This window comes from Shewanella sp. S1-49-MNA-CIBAN-0167 (assembly GCF_040310145.1).
Lineage (GTDB): Bacteria > Pseudomonadota > Gammaproteobacteria > Enterobacterales > Shewanellaceae > Shewanella > Shewanella psychromarinicola.
Map to the genome: position 1 here is coordinate 128,585 of NZ_JBEOPO010000007.1, position 14,019 is coordinate 142,603.

Genomic DNA, 14,019 nt, shown 5'->3' on the forward strand with positions numbered 1-14,019 from the left:
AAGCCGTGATCTTGATAGTTACACCCCGTTAGAACAACTTTTTGTCATGCTGCAATACGCATTTTGATGATTAACATAAATGTTAGCGATAAGTACTATCATCTTTATACATTAACTATAGCCCTCTCAAGCTGAACCAACACTTAATAGTCCCATAATTAGCGTTTCATGGAACTCATATGACTAAAAAGGAAACCGTGCACTCAGTAATGGATAGGTTTGGCGCATCACTTTAGGTTTGGTACTAAACTTTTTGCCTACAGGCGAGTTTTGTCCTGAAGGGACAAACGGTAATTCATGACCCGTGCGGTCTTCATAAATCTGCCCTGGGATTAGGTCATAATCTTCCACAAACGGATAGGCATAATGATCCACTAGAGGCCACTGTTCAAGCTCACCCAAACTATCAGGATTAACCAGTATTTTTTCATACCATTGTTGACCTAGTGATAATACAAAACACCTAAATTCAGCAAAGCCATAATCAGAATCGCAACCAGTAACAATGTATGCCGCGCCCCAGACTGACCATAAGTAACTACGACGTAACTGTTGGCCTAACATTTTATCGAATGATTTGAGCGCTTCATCGTCTAACGTTTGTAATTGTTGGCGTAAACGCAGCTCGAGTTCAGCAGAAGACTGCTCAGCATGATCACGGGTCACTAGCGCCCAAAAATGTGTTTCTGTCATCTAAATGTACCCATCACTCTATTTTGTGCGATATTCTACCTCAAATTGTCCCACTCGATGACTAATATGAACCAAAACACTGCCCCACGTATGCCAATTAGAGTCATGCTCCTCATCTCACTGTATGTTGTACTCACCCTTATTGCAATTTGGCGGGCGATAACCTTTCAAGCATTTGATTTATTAACACTGGGCGTGATCCCGATGTTAATCGGTATAGTGCAACGTGCGGCATGGACAAAGATATTGTTACTCAGCTATGTCAGCTTACAAACACTCGGGCTTGCCGCCATGACAACGACAGCGGTGATTGCCTATCAAATCACCCCTGATGACGTAAAACTTGTCTTTCAAGGTTATAACATTCCACTGATCCCTCTATGGTTATTACTGTTGAGCCTAGTGGTATTTCAATGGTGGGTAGGGCTGTCGAATGTGACTCGAGACTATCTTATTAAAAAGTAAATACAAACATAAATATAAGACGATATTACTCAGGTTTGATTGTCATCCTTAAAGTATTTTGAGGGTATAAATTACCCATAAATGCTACATTAGAATAATAATAAATATAATAATAAATATATTTTTGGAACGTAAAATATGACCAGTTTATCCCCGAGTGAGTTATCCATCCTATTACTTGAACCTTCAGAGACTCAACGCAAAATTATTATTACTCGTCTTCAGCAAGAGGGTGTGACCAGTATTCAAACTGCCGCAACGATTACCGAAGCCAAAGAGATTATCCAACGCCATAAACCCGACCTAATTGCTAGCGCGCTGCATTTTGTCGATGGTGAAGCAACTGAACTACTGCAGTACATCAACAGCACCCCAGCATTAAATGACATTCAATTTATGCTCGTTTCCAGTGAGTGTCGACGTGAACAACTCGACATATTTAGGCAGTCAGGCGTTGTCGCTATTTTGCCTAAGCCATTTAATGCCGAACATTTAGCGACGGCGCTTAATTCAACCATTGATTTACTTAGCCACGACGAGCTAGATTTAAGCCATTTTGATGTGCATAACATCAGGGTGTTAGTGGTCGACGATAGCCGTATGGCGCGCAATGTCATCAAACGCACCATAGGCAACTTAGGGATGCAACTGATCACCGAAGCGGTCGACGGTGAACAAGCCATCAGCCTAATGCAAGATAATATGTATGATTTAGTGATAACCGACTACAACATGCCCTCAGTAGACGGACTGGCATTAACCCAATATATCCGCAATCAAAGTCATCAATCACATATCCCGATCCTAATGGTATCGTCTGAAGCCAATGAAACTCACTTAAGTAATGTCTTTAGTGCAGGAGTTAACGCCTTATGTGATAAGCCTTTTGAACCAAAGTTAGTCAAGAAAATACTTTACCAACTACTGGATGAGTAACTGACAGCGTAAATAAAGCCATTATTTCAACATAATTTGCTTTAAAACTATTACAGATACTGAATTTATGGGATAAAGTGCTTTTAAACCAGCATAGCTTGTGGCATGTTAATAATGTTTTACAAAATCACTTCTATGGAAAGCAGAGAATATCAATATGAACAAAAGTGAATTAATTGCAAAAATTGCTGAAAATGCTGAGTTAACTAAAGCTGAAGCTGGCCGCGCTCTAAAATCTTTCGAACAAGCGGTTACTGAAGCGATGAAAAATGGTGACAAGATTTCTATTGTTGGTTTTGGCTCTTTTGAAACCACTCAACGTGCTGCTCGTACTGGCCGTAACCCACAAACGGGTAAAGAAATTCAAATTGCAGCCGCTACAGTACCTAAGTTTAAAGCTGGCAAAACCTTAAAAGACAGCGTTAATTAATTTTTACGTGTAGTACTTTTTTTGATAGAAGCCTCCTCAATGGAGGTTTTTTATTGCTCATTTCCCAAGGTTGATTATCTGCGAGAGCCTGAGCTACACACTATAAAAGATCCCATCCTTAACCCTATCGTATCGAGAAAAAAACGAACCTACACAACATAAGCAAATAGCTACACCTCAAGGTATTGTTGCACAAAAAAAGTGCAACCCTGCATCATTAAGCCGCAACAAAGATGCAACAAAATGATCCATAAATATATAAGTTTATGATTAATTTAAAAAAACAGAGTTGGCACGCGATTCGCTATTTAATCTTCAGATAAACCAACATTGAGTTCATTTAATAAAAATAAATGCCTCTGTGATAATAAAACGTTAAGGGATGAAGATGAAAAAATCACTATATCAAGCAATTGCATTATCAACTGGCTTATTACTAAGCGGCTCTGCCCTTGCTGAAGTCACTGGCAATATTGGCGCAACATCAAACTATTTATGGCGTGGCACCACGCAAACCAATAATGAAGCAGCCATTCAAGGTGGCATTGACTATGCTCATGACTCTGGATTTTATGCTGGTACTTGGGCATCTAATGTCGATTTCGGTGATGAAACCAGCTACGAGTTAGATCTTTACGGCGGTTATGGTGGTAACTTTACTGAAGACCTAACTTACGACATCAGCTACCTTTATTATGCCTATCCAGATGCCGGTGGCAGCATTGACTTTGGTGAAGTCTCTCTGGTATTAGGTTGGAAATGGTTAGATGTCGGCTATTCTCAAGTGATCAATGCTGATAATGGTGTGTCAGGTGCAGATGACGAAACTGACTGGAACTATATTCAAGCCAATGCCAGTTTTCCGTTAACAGAAAAACTCAGCGTCGCATTCCACTACGGTTATTCACAAGGCGATGTGGTTGAAGATTTATTCGGTGACACTTATGCAGATTACAACGTCACATTAAGTGCTGAAACCGATATCGGTACAGTATCGTTTATGGCGTCTGACACTGACTTACCAGACAATGATGCAAAAGTAGTTCTAGGCTACTCGTACGGGTTTACGCTATAACGAGTAACACTCTCCCACACTCACTTTTTTGCGTATATCGACGCCACCTACTTGAAAGGTGGCGTTTTTTTATCTGTATTGATCTGGAGTCATTATCTCAGGACATCACAACATCACATCACAACATCACATCACAACATCAAAAATATTTAGCGATAAATACACTGCACCTACAAGGTTATATATTTTACTAGCAAGAAATACATTTACTGCTAAGCTCAGAGAGAAAGGTAAAAATAGCTGTCCAATTGAGGAAAAATATTTTACTTCCCTATTTACGTTTTTTTAGTTAGAAAATGCTCATTGAATTAATACCACGCTTTTATTCAACCTGAGGTTTTTGTTATGGCTAATCTTACTGAAAGAGTGCCTGATGACACAGAGATGGACGCGATGACAACGCCTAGAAACGTTAAATCCGCTGAAGCATTACAACATAAACGCCAAGTAAAACGAAGATTAGAAGATTTCCTCGAACAAGCTCAATTACGTAAAGCAATTGGCGATGACGACTTCTTCTAAAAAATAGGGATAAACGCTCGTATCGTTTATCCCTGTCTATTTAAATGAGTAACTAAGTCAGTGAGTAGCAATCTTAATGCACTCGTAAGACCTTATTCATTATTAGCCTGTATCCTGCGCGTATGTTTACCAACTTGTGTTTGCGTGAGCAACAACTCAGCTTTTGCGCCTAAATACACATATATACCCAAGCCCACCAATAATCCCACCACCGCCAACATCATTAAAATTGCCGGCTCAATATATTGTTGTTCTCCCAGAGACGCTTTAAACATGGTCAATAAGGCTTCAATTGAAATCGCAATCAGAATGGTTGAAATAAATCGAGTAATCGTTCTTCGGGTGGAGCTGTGGCGGAAGATATCTTTATGCATCAGCACCTCTTCTTCTAAAATGGTTTTACCCAAATCAAAAATCGCTAATGCCAACGTAAGAAAAATGATAATACCAAAAGGCTCTAGCGGGTCATGAGTTGCAGATATTTGACTAAATAACGTGTAAATATCACGGATCACTGTCCACATGAGTACACTAACCAATACAAAAAGGCACAGTACAATCGCAGTATAAATACTTTTAAAAAAGGGCGAAATTTTGCGCCTAGCGCTGTCACCCATCATAAACTCGATCAATCGTGTTAAGTTAACATCAATAACCACAATAACCACTTGCCCAGAGGTCGATTTAATCATTTGCGATGCCGACAAACACAATCCCGCACCGGAATTAGATAAATAGGGCCGGGTAATATGGACTGTGTCGATGGCAGCTAATTGAGTAAAATAAGGTCGCTGACTTCGATCAGCATGATGACCGCAGGTCATTAACTTAACTTGCTGATTAATGACGCTGATATTAGGACACATTTGTATCCCTTTTTTATCAAGTAAATAGATAAGATCCACGAAGGGATAGCTTATTGCCATATCTTCAAAAATTTTAGCCGATATGTGTTGTTCGAATAAATTAATATCTCCCACACCGATCAAAATAGACTCTAATAATTCGTGTACCAAATTTTCATATTCATGATAACGCTCAATCACACTTAAATAGCTCATCGCTGCCATAAATATTCCTTTTAATTATGATTACTTTAGACAAAGTAGTTTTAATGCCATAAATAATAAACTATTATTTTCAGACACTTAAAAAAACTATCAGCGAGAAAAGGCGAAATACAGTGATAAATTGCACTAAAACAGTGCTGAATATGCTGTCTTTTATCATTGCCGTTTTGTGATCAACATCTGCTAATATGGGTGCTAATACTGCTTACAACCTTATCTAGATTAGGAAAAGACAATGTCTGACTCTTTATTGCGTTATCAACAAGATATTCGTCGTTTTTCTGATGAATTGATTCGCATCCAAGCACCCATTAAAATTTTAGACTCGATAAAATGGCCAAGACAAATTGAAGATGATTTTTTAGCGAAACAAAGTAAAACGTTGCCCAATGTCAGCAATGATTTCTATCAGTCTATTCCTCTGGCATTTAATGCAGATCAAACCCAAACCGACCTGCAAGGCTTAAAAAGTGCCGTTGAGCGTGGTTTAGGTAAACGCGATAAATTAGCTAAAATTCTACTGGCAAACATTGATCAATATCGGATCGTGATAGACATGCTCCACAATCGTGGAAACCCCATGTTTGGTAAACTTAGCCAAGAGCTATACGGCAGTGCGAGCCACAAGTTACATGGCGATCGTCACACTTTACGCCAACTTGGCGATCGCTTAAGCCATATCTTTTCGTTGCCAGCCGCGCGCCACATGAGTAGCCGTCATCCTAAGATTGTTACCGCCCCAGAAGCGGTAAATGTATTGAGCGAACGCTTAGTAAAGTATTTTCACGACGACGAGATTCACGTTCAATTGAGTGATGGTATTGTGTCTGATGCGTCGGTGGGTGGCGATACCGTAAAGCTGAACACTCGCGCCATGTTTAGTGAGTCGGATCTTAATGTATATGAGGTACATGAAGGCTGGGTTCATGTGGGCACCACACTTAACGGTCGCGCTCAACCCCATGCAACTTGGCTCAGTGTCGGCTCGCCACGTGTGACAGCGTCGCAAGAAGGTTTAGCAGTATTAATGGAGATGCTAACGCTTAGCTCAAATCCTGGACGTGCTCGGCGTATCAGTGACCGCGTATCCGCCGTCGACATGGCTGAACAAGGAGCTGACTTTATTGAGGTCTATCGCTACTTTAGAAACCTTAATCTAAGCTCAAAAGACAGCTATCGGGTTACTCAACGGGTGTTTCGTGGTGGCATGGTCAGCGGCGGTAGTTTTTTCACCAAAGATATTTCTTATGTGCGCGGTTATGTTGAAAACATTAACTTTATTCGAAGTGCGATTAGCACCGGATTACCTGAGTTAATCCCAATGCTATTTTTAGGTAAACTCGCCATCGAAGATATTCCGGTACTGTATCAGGCCTACCAAGAAGGCATTATTGCTCAACCGAAATATTTACCGCGTATGTTTGCAGATATTAGTGGCCTTTATGCTTGGTTTGGTTTTTCCTCGGGTATTGGCAACATCGATTTAAAAGGGGTCCAGCGTCATTTTGCCCGCCAATTCAAAAATGTTACGCCAACCTCCGCGGTCGACTTATTTGAAGATTCAGAGTTTGACAACAACTTCGAATAAACCACACTGGAAATCTAACAGGCTAAATGTGACATAGTCGCACTTAGCCTGTTAAACAAAGAGCACTTAGTAAAGGTTGAACTAACGCCTATTGCATGGCTGTAATAAACGTTAAAAACTCATCGCGCTAAAAACCACGGTCGATGACATACGCCTCGCCGTTACACTCTAAATAAACAGCACAAGATGGGTAATTAACTTTGCCGCATTGCTTCAACACAATGGCATTACCGCCTCGTTGGGTCACTTGTAATTTGAGTGACTTAATCATTGAAGACGTACTTGGGAGATCATCTAACTTCTCAGGATTCGATGAAATTTCACAATATGAAGTGGTCACATCGCCAAGAAACTGCGCTTTGAACCTGGATATTCCTGTAGAGGTATAGGTATCAACCCCTGCTATCGTAGCGTTGCCTAAAGCAAGTGTACCCGCATTGGTTCGCAGTGACAGGTTAGAGCAACCCGACACTAGCACCGCGATCAACATTGCAGCACTTGATACCGTAAAAACAATCTGCCTCATAAAAATCCTTTTTAAAAAGCATACTCATCAATGTGCTGATGAACATGCTCATAGTCACTATTGTTAAACTAGATTAACGAACTAGATAGCGCAGCTATTTTGCCGAACTATTTTCAACATCTAGGCTTTGGCTTTTAATCCACGTTGCTTAATAAAATACTCACGGGTTAAGCCAAACACGACCGGGCTTAATAACACTAGCGCAATTAAGTTGGGGATCGCCATCATCGCATTCAATGTATCGGCTAGTAGCCAAATAAACTCTAATGAGCTGACGGCGCCTAATGGCACAACTAAGGTCCAAAGAAGACGAAATGGTTTTATCGCTTTATCACCTAAAAGGTACTGAACACACTTTTCGCTGTAAAAACTCCACCCTAGAATAGTGGTAAAAGCAAACACAGCCAATGCGATTGCCACAATGTAATTACCCATGGGCAATGCATGAGAAAAAGCAAGTGAAGTCAATGCCGCGCCGTTTTCACCAGAGGTCCACGCACCAGAGACTATAATTGCCAAACCGGTAATTGAACACACAATAAGCGTGTCAATAAAGGTGCCTAACATCGCCACTAAGCCTTGCTTTACTGGGTTATTGGTTTGTGCAGCGGCATGAGCAATTGGCGCACTACCCAAGCCTGCCTCATTTGAAAACACGCCTCGAGCCACACCAAAACGGATCGCAGCCCACACAGCCGCCCCCGCAAAACCACCTTGAGCCGCGACTGGATTAAACGCACTGTGTATAATTAATAAAAATGCCGCCGGTACTTGATCAGCATTCACAATCAATACCGCTAAACCCGCGGTGATATAAAACACTGTCATCAAGGGCACCAGCTTACCGGCCACTTCAGCAATGCGCTTAATACCGCCCATTAACACCGCACCAACCAGCACCATCAACACCACGCCTGTGACCCAATTAGGTACGCCAAAGTTGCTGCTCATGGCATCGGCAACAGAGTTAGCTTGTACGGTATTACCAATACCAAAACCAGCAATAGATCCAAAAATGGCAAATGCAGTACCTAACCAAGCCCACTTACTGCCTAAGCCATTTTTAATGTAGTACATCGGACCGCCAACGTGGTTACCATTAGCGTCTGTCTCACGAAATTTCACCGCCAGTACCGCTTCCGAAAACTTGGTCGCCATCCCGACAAGCGCTGTACACCACATCCAAAATAATGCCCCTGGACCACCAATAAAAATGGCCGTGGCCACACCGGCAATATTACCGGTTCCGATGGTCGCAGATAAAGACGTCATTAACGCGTTAAACGGGCTAACATCCCCTTTTTCAGTTTCATCAGTGACCTGACGACCCGACCATAATAATTTAAAGCCTCGGTTTAGCTTCAAAATAGGCATAAACTTTAGCCCAATCGACAAAAACAACCCGACGCCTAAAATCATAACCAGCATGGGAACACCCCATACGATACTATTAATCATACTGACAAATTGTGTAACTGCTTCCATGTAAAAACCTCTTATTGAGTAACGACTTATGTCGAAAGTTGTCATTATTATTGTTTTTTAAACGGCTCAATTGCGTTGGAATATAATAACCTTTAGATGACCCCTATATTAGTTAACCATAGCAACTGTGCATGCACAGGTAGTAATCATCGTTAACTTAACAACGCTGTAGCGACATCTGGCTATGATCAACATAAATAGTTTATTGTTCTAGAACGACGTTTAACGTATCCAGACCTTGCTTTACATCAGCACTTATCAAGGTGTCAACGTCGACAAATAAAAACATTACCTTTGTTGAATAAGCACAATGACCACTAAAACCCCAATTAACTTTTGTTTGATTAGTGTTAACGGCTTCGGTGGTCATATAAGCAGGTTTAGTCGCTTCAAAGGGTGAAAAAAACCGTCATTCAAAGTCGATACGTTTACCTTCATCTATGGCGATAATTTGTTGCTCGCCCAAACCTACATTGGGATTTTCACTTGCCTAGGCTGATACAAAAACCACTGTCGCATCCGTACCACGATAGCTTTTCACCATATCGAGATCCTTTTGCGCCTACTTGCTAACGTTATCTTGGTTTTTTAGATAGTTAACATAATAAAAAACCTCAGCAATCGGCCTATCTATGGTAAGAGTGCGGGTGACTAAATAATCTTTTTGAATAAATAGCGCGACAACAAAAGGTATCGCAATAATAGCCGCGGCGATAACGAGCGTTTTTCTCAGCATTAATATCCACTGGTGTACATAAGATATAGGTCAGTCTTTAAGGCTTCGCCAAAAACTAATAATCTCAGTATACCGACTAACAGCAGGCTAACAACAAAAATTAACACCGATTTAACAGTACTATATCATTAAACAAGCCGCTTAAGTTCCTGCAACGAGTAATACTAAAAGTGCGATTGTATTGGCTAAGAAGCGTCTTAAATGATCCGCGCCAGCCACCACTATATCCACTGATCATTTAACCCAGTAAGATCGCTTTTAACCTCGCCCGTATTGACCACACCTTGAGGTTCAATAATCATGATTTTACATTCATCATTCGCCATAGGTTTATGCTCAACACCTTTGGGAACAACCACCATCTCACCTGCCTGAAGCGTAATATCCTTGTCACGAAAAGCAATATGCAAGGTCCCCTCAATCACTATAAATACTTCGTCAGTATCAAGATGTTTATGCCAAACAAACTCACCCGCCACCTTGACTAATTTAAATTGATAATCATTCAATTGTGCAATAACACGTGGCGACCAATGTTGGCTAAACTGGTTAAACTTATCGTTGAAGTTGATGACTTTTGCTTGCATAGCGGCTTCCCCTAATGAGTTATGATTCTGGTTCTGGCGATTGCGATGGCAAGTAAGTTTCGACGGGATCGATATTGAATTGTTGCACCAGCTTAGCCATACATGACTGACAAATACATTGGTTATCCGCTAAAGTAGGCAAAGTGGATGTTGCTTTATACTGCGCAATGACAGATGGCACATGCTGCGCTTGCTTAGCACACCAACAAGCATTGATGTCTAATCCTTGCTCCATCGCACAGCCATTGGTTTGCTGGCATAATGGACAAGTCTGCGCTGTGGGTATTAGTAATGTCATCGCCCTGCCTATGATGGTGAGAATAAATGAGTAGGTAGAGTGACTATAATGACATTTAGCATCATTATGCTCAATAAGCGCTATGGGCATGACATTAGAGTAAATAAATTGAATACCTACAAAAATACCCACCAAGCGTTAACTCAATGGGCATCATTTACAGCGATTCATTGTTTGTAAATCAAAGTTTATATAAATCAAAGCTTATATAAATTAAAGCCTATATAGCTCAAAGCTTACGAACAACTAATATCAAGGTGTAAGACTCTTTTTAAGCGGAAAAACAGGATACGACTCAGTCCCCAAAACAGGCTTACCTGCAACGGATTGACCGTAAAACCCCTGATGCTTATGGTAAGTAGCTTGCGTTTTGCTCACATCGCCGTCAAAACGAGGATCTTGTGGCCGATCAAACGAATTAACATAGGCGGCTACATCCCAAGCTTGCTGAACAGTGAGTTGCACACTTTTACCCAAAGGCATATTTTCATAAATAAAATCAGCAGCGGTATTGACCCTATGCATGCCGGCCCCCCAATTAAAACTTTGAGGGCCCCATGATGGTGGTAATGCTGCAACACCTGCAATTATTTGTCCTTGGCCATCGCCACCATGACATGCTTGGCAATGTGCTTGATATACTGCCACGCCGCGTTCTGGAGAATAAGCTAATTCTGGTTGAGGTGCTTTAGGAAAACCACGCCCAGGTAGCTGGCTTAACGCTGTGATATCTAGATGTTTAGTGATGGAGGCTGGCATAGGAAAATCATCCCGCTTAGCGCCTTTAACCAGCTCAGCATCAGACAATTCAGGCACAGGGCCACTGAGGTTATATTGTTGCATTAATCCACTCATACCGAGCCAGTACGAATAAGCAGATATTGCCACTAATTCGGGCGAACCAGATGCTGGCGCTTTACCATTCATCGAGTAAGTAAAACAGCCTTGAATACGTTCTTGAAAACTGTTTACCTTATCATTTTTCTTACGATAAGCAGGATACGCAAAATAGGCCGCCCATAATGGCGATGAATTAGCTTGTTGCCCTGCATTCATATGACAATTAACACAATTAAGTTGATTGCCAACGTACTTATCGCGCAGTTGCTGAGTATTAACAAACAATTGGTAACCCAGTCGAACTTTGTCACCAAAATCACCTGCAGGAATATCAGTTAATGGCGCAGGTTGTAGATAGATATCAGCCGATTTTTTGTCTACCGATGGCAAGGCAGTTTGACGATCGGGCAATGTGGTTGTGGCCTCAGTAGCTTTTACTGTCAGCTTGGGCGCAGGATCGGTAGACAGCTCATTGGCCTGTAAAGGCACACTAAACAGGACACCAACGGTCATTAGCAATAATAATTTCATAGCCATGTCCTTATTTTAAATTGGCAAAATATTGAGATAAACCATCAATTTCGGCTGCGGTTAATTTCAAGGCAATATTGCCCATCATATTGTCTACATCGCCACTGCGAGTGCCATCTTGCCAGGCTAATAGCTGGGTTTTAAGGTAACTGGCTTGCTGACCGGCTAAGCGAGGGAATTGCCCGCCACCCACTCCCGATGGACCATGACAACTGGTACAAGCCGGAATAGTCCGCGACCAATCACCTTGAAAGGCTATTGCTTCAAAAGGATCGCTAATGGCCACCTTATCACCACGAAATTGCAGCTGGATCTCATCCACTGGCTGGTGACTAAAATAATCTGCTACCACGGCGATATTGTCGCCCTGCACCGTCGCAGCCATGGCTAACATGATCGGATTTTGACGTTTATTTGCGTGGAATAACTTCAGTTGATTGCTAATATATTCAGCCGACAACCCCGCTAAACGAGGGCCGATAATATCGATGCCTTGACCTTGAGCGCCATGGCAGGATGCACACAACTGCGCGACTGCCGGAATAGCTTGTTGTGGGGAAGATGTTTCTGCGGCTTGAGCTTGCATAACATTAACCATCGTTATGCCAGCCAACACACTGAGCACGTAAAAGGATGTTTTCATCATCACACCTCTTTAGTCATTAATTATTGTCATACCACCATAGGCCAAAAAAATTGAAAAAAGAATACGGCAAACGTCTAATATTTAAACAAAAAACCGTTAATATTAAACAAAAAACCCGCTAATGAGACCATTAACGGGGGGTAATTTGAGTAAACGCTACACTCTGTTACTTCGGACGCACACCCAAGGTATGGCAAATAGCATAAGTTAACTCAGCGCGGTTTAGGGTGTAAAAATGAAAATCTTTAACCCCTTCACGAGACAACACTTTCACCATATCAATCGCAACATTAGCCCCGACAAGCTGACGCGTTGCAGCATCGTCATCGAGGCCTTCAAACTGGCGGTGTAACCAATGCGGAATGGCCACGTTAGTCATATCAGCAAAACGCTTGGTCTGCTTAAAGTTAGTCACAGGTAATATCCCCGGGATAATCTCCACATCAATGCCAGCCGTGACGCAGCGATCGCGAAAACGCAAATAAGATTCAACATCGAAGAAAAACTGGGTAATCGCACGGTTGGCGCCAGCATCAATTTTCTTTTTTAAGTGGATTAAATCAGCTTGAGCATTACGCGCATCGGGATGCACTTCTGGATAAGCAGCAACCGAAATATCAAAGTCTGCAACAGAGCGTAATAAGCGCACTAAATCATTAGCAAAACGCGTTGGTTTTGGACTGCCATCAGGTAAGTCCCCCCGCAAGGCAACAATATCTTTAATGCCAGATTTCCAATAATGTTTCGCCAATTCAACTAACTCTTCATCACTGGCATCAACCAAAGTTAAATGCGGCGCGGCAACTAAGTTGGTTTCTTTCTGGATACGCTCAATCACGCTATGAGTTCGGTCGCGGACGCCTGAATTGGCACCATAAGTTACTGACACAAATTTAGGGTTTAACGGTTCTAAGCGACGAATAGAGTTCCACAAGATCTCTTCCATCGCTGGCGTTGAAGGCGGAAAAAACTCAAAAGACACATTAATATCATTTAGCTCAGACAAGCTCTGGTTTAACGATTGGGCATGTTGTGCATGATGAAAAGCCATAATGTGTTCCTTCAACTTCTGTAAAACTTCGGAGTCTATACCAATCAGCAAACTTACATTATTTAGCCGTTTGGACGTCTGTATGTCCATATACTAGTTTAACTGTATTCTAAGTCAAGCTAAAAAACCATCAATGCGGTCAATTTAAGTCTACGCCTAAATTGCAGGCAATACAGATAGCGCTAACTAAGTGGGTTACGCAGACATCGGTGTGTGTCGGCAAGTCTTTATGACACCATGAAGAACTACCATGGGACTAATACCATGGGACTAATACTAAGGGACTAATACTAAGGGGCTAACATCAAGGAAGTTTCGTATGCGATTGATGAGAAGCTAAGCATTACCTTGATCAAGCTTTACCACTTGTTTGATGGGTTAACATGAACTGAGTTTGTAAGTTGACAATGAACCAACGCAGCCGAGAAAATTTATCGTCAGGCATAAAAAAGCCACCCTTTAGGTTAATGCTATTCGGATAAGCACTATTGTTTATATCTAAGTGGATAGCGACTGGGTATGTAGAGCACTGAGCGTGGA

General features: G+C 41.7%; 17 protein-coding genes. 6 read left to right on the forward strand and 11 right to left on the reverse strand.

Annotated features, from left to right (window positions below):
- Nucleotides 1–183 precede the first annotated feature (183 nt).
- Nucleotides 184–693 carry a DUF4240 domain-containing protein gene (locus AAEZ00_RS05085; protein ID WP_124012550.1) on the reverse strand — a complete coding sequence of 170 codons (510 nt, stop codon included), beginning with the start codon at nt 691–693 and terminating at the stop codon, nt 184–186.
- Nucleotides 694–759: 66 nt separating this feature from the next.
- Between AAEZ00_RS05085 and AAEZ00_RS05090 the strand changes: the two genes are divergently transcribed.
- The 5 genes from AAEZ00_RS05090 to AAEZ00_RS05110 all read left to right on the forward strand — a co-directional run bounded on the left by AAEZ00_RS05090 (nt 760) and on the right by AAEZ00_RS05110 (nt 4,121).
- Nucleotides 760–1,158, forward strand: a complete 399-nt coding sequence (locus AAEZ00_RS05090; protein WP_232772135.1) for a hypothetical protein — start codon at nt 760–762, stop codon at nt 1,156–1,158.
- 138 nt (nt 1,159–1,296) lie between these two features.
- A complete protein-coding gene (locus AAEZ00_RS05095; protein WP_101033992.1) occupies nt 1,297–2,094 on the forward strand; it encodes a response regulator in 798 nt (265 codons plus the stop codon).
- 157 nt (nt 2,095–2,251) lie between these two features.
- The gene (locus AAEZ00_RS05100) at nt 2,252–2,524 is read left to right on the forward strand and encodes an HU family DNA-binding protein (protein WP_101033991.1); all 273 of its coding nucleotides are present in this window, start codon (nt 2,252–2,254) and stop codon (nt 2,522–2,524) included.
- A gap of 388 nt (nt 2,525–2,912) precedes the next feature.
- Complete coding sequence (locus AAEZ00_RS05105) at nt 2,913–3,599, forward strand: TorF family putative porin (protein WP_101033990.1); 687 nt, start codon at nt 2,913–2,915, stop codon at nt 3,597–3,599.
- 345 nt (nt 3,600–3,944) lie between these two features.
- Nucleotides 3,945–4,121, forward strand: a complete 177-nt coding sequence (locus AAEZ00_RS05110) for a PA3496 family putative envelope integrity protein (RefSeq protein WP_164839435.1) — start codon at nt 3,945–3,947, stop codon at nt 4,119–4,121.
- 92 nt (nt 4,122–4,213) lie between these two features.
- Here AAEZ00_RS05110 and AAEZ00_RS05115 read toward each other — a convergent pair whose 3' ends face one another.
- Entirely contained in the window at nt 4,214–5,191 is a 978-nt protein-coding gene (locus tag AAEZ00_RS05115) for a PDC sensor domain-containing protein (RefSeq protein ID WP_351088408.1), read from the reverse strand.
- A 235-nt stretch (nt 5,192–5,426) separates the two neighbouring features.
- Here AAEZ00_RS05115 and AAEZ00_RS05120 point away from each other — a divergent pair, with 235 nt between their 5' ends.
- Nucleotides 5,427–6,779 (forward strand): flavohemoglobin expression-modulating QEGLA motif protein, encoded by a 1,353-nt coding sequence (locus AAEZ00_RS05120; protein ID WP_101033988.1) that lies wholly within the window; start codon nt 5,427–5,429, stop codon nt 6,777–6,779.
- Between the two features lie 127 nt (nt 6,780–6,906).
- Here AAEZ00_RS05120 and AAEZ00_RS05125 read toward each other — a convergent pair whose 3' ends face one another.
- The 9 genes from AAEZ00_RS05125 to AAEZ00_RS05165 form a co-directional block, all read right to left on the reverse strand.
- The gene (locus AAEZ00_RS05125) at nt 6,907–7,305 is read right to left on the reverse strand and encodes a hypothetical protein (RefSeq protein WP_101033987.1); all 399 of its coding nucleotides are present in this window, start codon (nt 7,303–7,305) and stop codon (nt 6,907–6,909) included.
- Nucleotides 7,306–7,425: 120 nt separating this feature from the next.
- A complete protein-coding gene (locus tag AAEZ00_RS05130) occupies nt 7,426–8,790 on the reverse strand; it encodes an alanine/glycine:cation symporter family protein (protein WP_101033986.1) in 1,365 nt (454 codons plus the stop codon).
- A gap of 562 nt (nt 8,791–9,352) precedes the next feature.
- Nucleotides 9,353–9,526: a hypothetical protein gene (locus AAEZ00_RS05135; RefSeq protein ID WP_351088409.1), complete on the reverse strand. Its 174-nt coding sequence runs from the start codon at nt 9,524–9,526 to the stop codon at nt 9,353–9,355.
- Nucleotides 9,527–9,747: 221 nt separating this feature from the next.
- Complete coding sequence (locus AAEZ00_RS05140; RefSeq protein ID WP_351079173.1) at nt 9,748–10,113, reverse strand: cupin domain-containing protein; 366 nt, start codon at nt 10,111–10,113, stop codon at nt 9,748–9,750.
- Between the two features lie 19 nt (nt 10,114–10,132).
- A complete protein-coding gene (locus tag AAEZ00_RS05145) occupies nt 10,133–10,411 on the reverse strand; it encodes a cysteine-rich CWC family protein (protein ID WP_206191828.1) in 279 nt (92 codons plus the stop codon).
- 252 nt (nt 10,412–10,663) lie between these two features.
- Nucleotides 10,664–11,782, reverse strand: a complete 1,119-nt coding sequence (locus AAEZ00_RS05150; RefSeq protein ID WP_351088410.1) for a c-type cytochrome — start codon at nt 11,780–11,782, stop codon at nt 10,664–10,666.
- Nucleotides 11,783–11,792: 10 nt separating this feature from the next.
- Nucleotides 11,793–12,380, reverse strand: a complete 588-nt coding sequence (locus AAEZ00_RS05155; protein ID WP_164839541.1) for a c-type cytochrome — start codon at nt 12,378–12,380, stop codon at nt 11,793–11,795.
- Nucleotides 12,381–12,594: 214 nt separating this feature from the next.
- Nucleotides 12,595–13,479: a methylenetetrahydrofolate reductase gene (gene metF, locus AAEZ00_RS05160; RefSeq protein WP_101033982.1), complete on the reverse strand. Its 885-nt coding sequence runs from the start codon at nt 13,477–13,479 to the stop codon at nt 12,595–12,597.
- Between the two features lie 352 nt (nt 13,480–13,831).
- The coding region (locus AAEZ00_RS05165) for a hypothetical protein (RefSeq protein ID WP_351088411.1) at nt 13,832–14,019 on the reverse strand (188 nt) is incomplete at its 5' end.

Bases quoted from the DNA above. Each gene is read 5' to 3' on its own strand.
- AAEZ00_RS05085 (WP_124012550.1), bottom strand. From the start codon at position 693: ATGACAGAAACACATTTTTGGGCGCTAGTGACCCGTGATCATGCTGAG.
- AAEZ00_RS05090 (WP_232772135.1), top strand. From the start codon at position 760: ATGAACCAAAACACTGCCCCACGTATGCCAATTAGAGTCATGCTCCTC.
- AAEZ00_RS05095 (WP_101033992.1), top strand. From the start codon at position 1,297: ATGACCAGTTTATCCCCGAGTGAGTTATCCATCCTATTACTTGAACCT.
- AAEZ00_RS05100 (WP_101033991.1), top strand. From the start codon at position 2,252: ATGAACAAAAGTGAATTAATTGCAAAAATTGCTGAAAATGCTGAGTTA.
- AAEZ00_RS05105 (WP_101033990.1), top strand. From the start codon at position 2,913: ATGAAAAAATCACTATATCAAGCAATTGCATTATCAACTGGCTTATTA.
- AAEZ00_RS05110 (WP_164839435.1), top strand. From the start codon at position 3,945: ATGGCTAATCTTACTGAAAGAGTGCCTGATGACACAGAGATGGACGCG.
- AAEZ00_RS05115 (WP_351088408.1), bottom strand. From the start codon at position 5,191: ATGGCAGCGATGAGCTATTTAAGTGTGATTGAGCGTTATCATGAATAT.
- AAEZ00_RS05120 (WP_101033988.1), top strand. From the start codon at position 5,427: ATGTCTGACTCTTTATTGCGTTATCAACAAGATATTCGTCGTTTTTCT.
- AAEZ00_RS05125 (WP_101033987.1), bottom strand. From the start codon at position 7,305: ATGAGGCAGATTGTTTTTACGGTATCAAGTGCTGCAATGTTGATCGCG.
- AAEZ00_RS05130 (WP_101033986.1), bottom strand. From the start codon at position 8,790: ATGGAAGCAGTTACACAATTTGTCAGTATGATTAATAGTATCGTATGG.
- AAEZ00_RS05135 (WP_351088409.1), bottom strand. From the start codon at position 9,526: ATGCTGAGAAAAACGCTCGTTATCGCCGCGGCTATTATTGCGATACCT.
- AAEZ00_RS05140 (WP_351079173.1), bottom strand. From the start codon at position 10,113: ATGCAAGCAAAAGTCATCAACTTCAACGATAAGTTTAACCAGTTTAGC.
- AAEZ00_RS05145 (WP_206191828.1), bottom strand. From the start codon at position 10,411: ATGACATTACTAATACCCACAGCGCAGACTTGTCCATTATGCCAGCAA.
- AAEZ00_RS05150 (WP_351088410.1), bottom strand. From the start codon at position 11,782: ATGAAATTATTATTGCTAATGACCGTTGGTGTCCTGTTTAGTGTGCCT.
- AAEZ00_RS05155 (WP_164839541.1), bottom strand. From the start codon at position 12,380: ATGGTTAATGTTATGCAAGCTCAAGCCGCAGAAACATCTTCCCCACAA.
- metF (WP_101033982.1), bottom strand. From the start codon at position 13,479: ATGGCTTTTCATCATGCACAACATGCCCAATCGTTAAACCAGAGCTTG.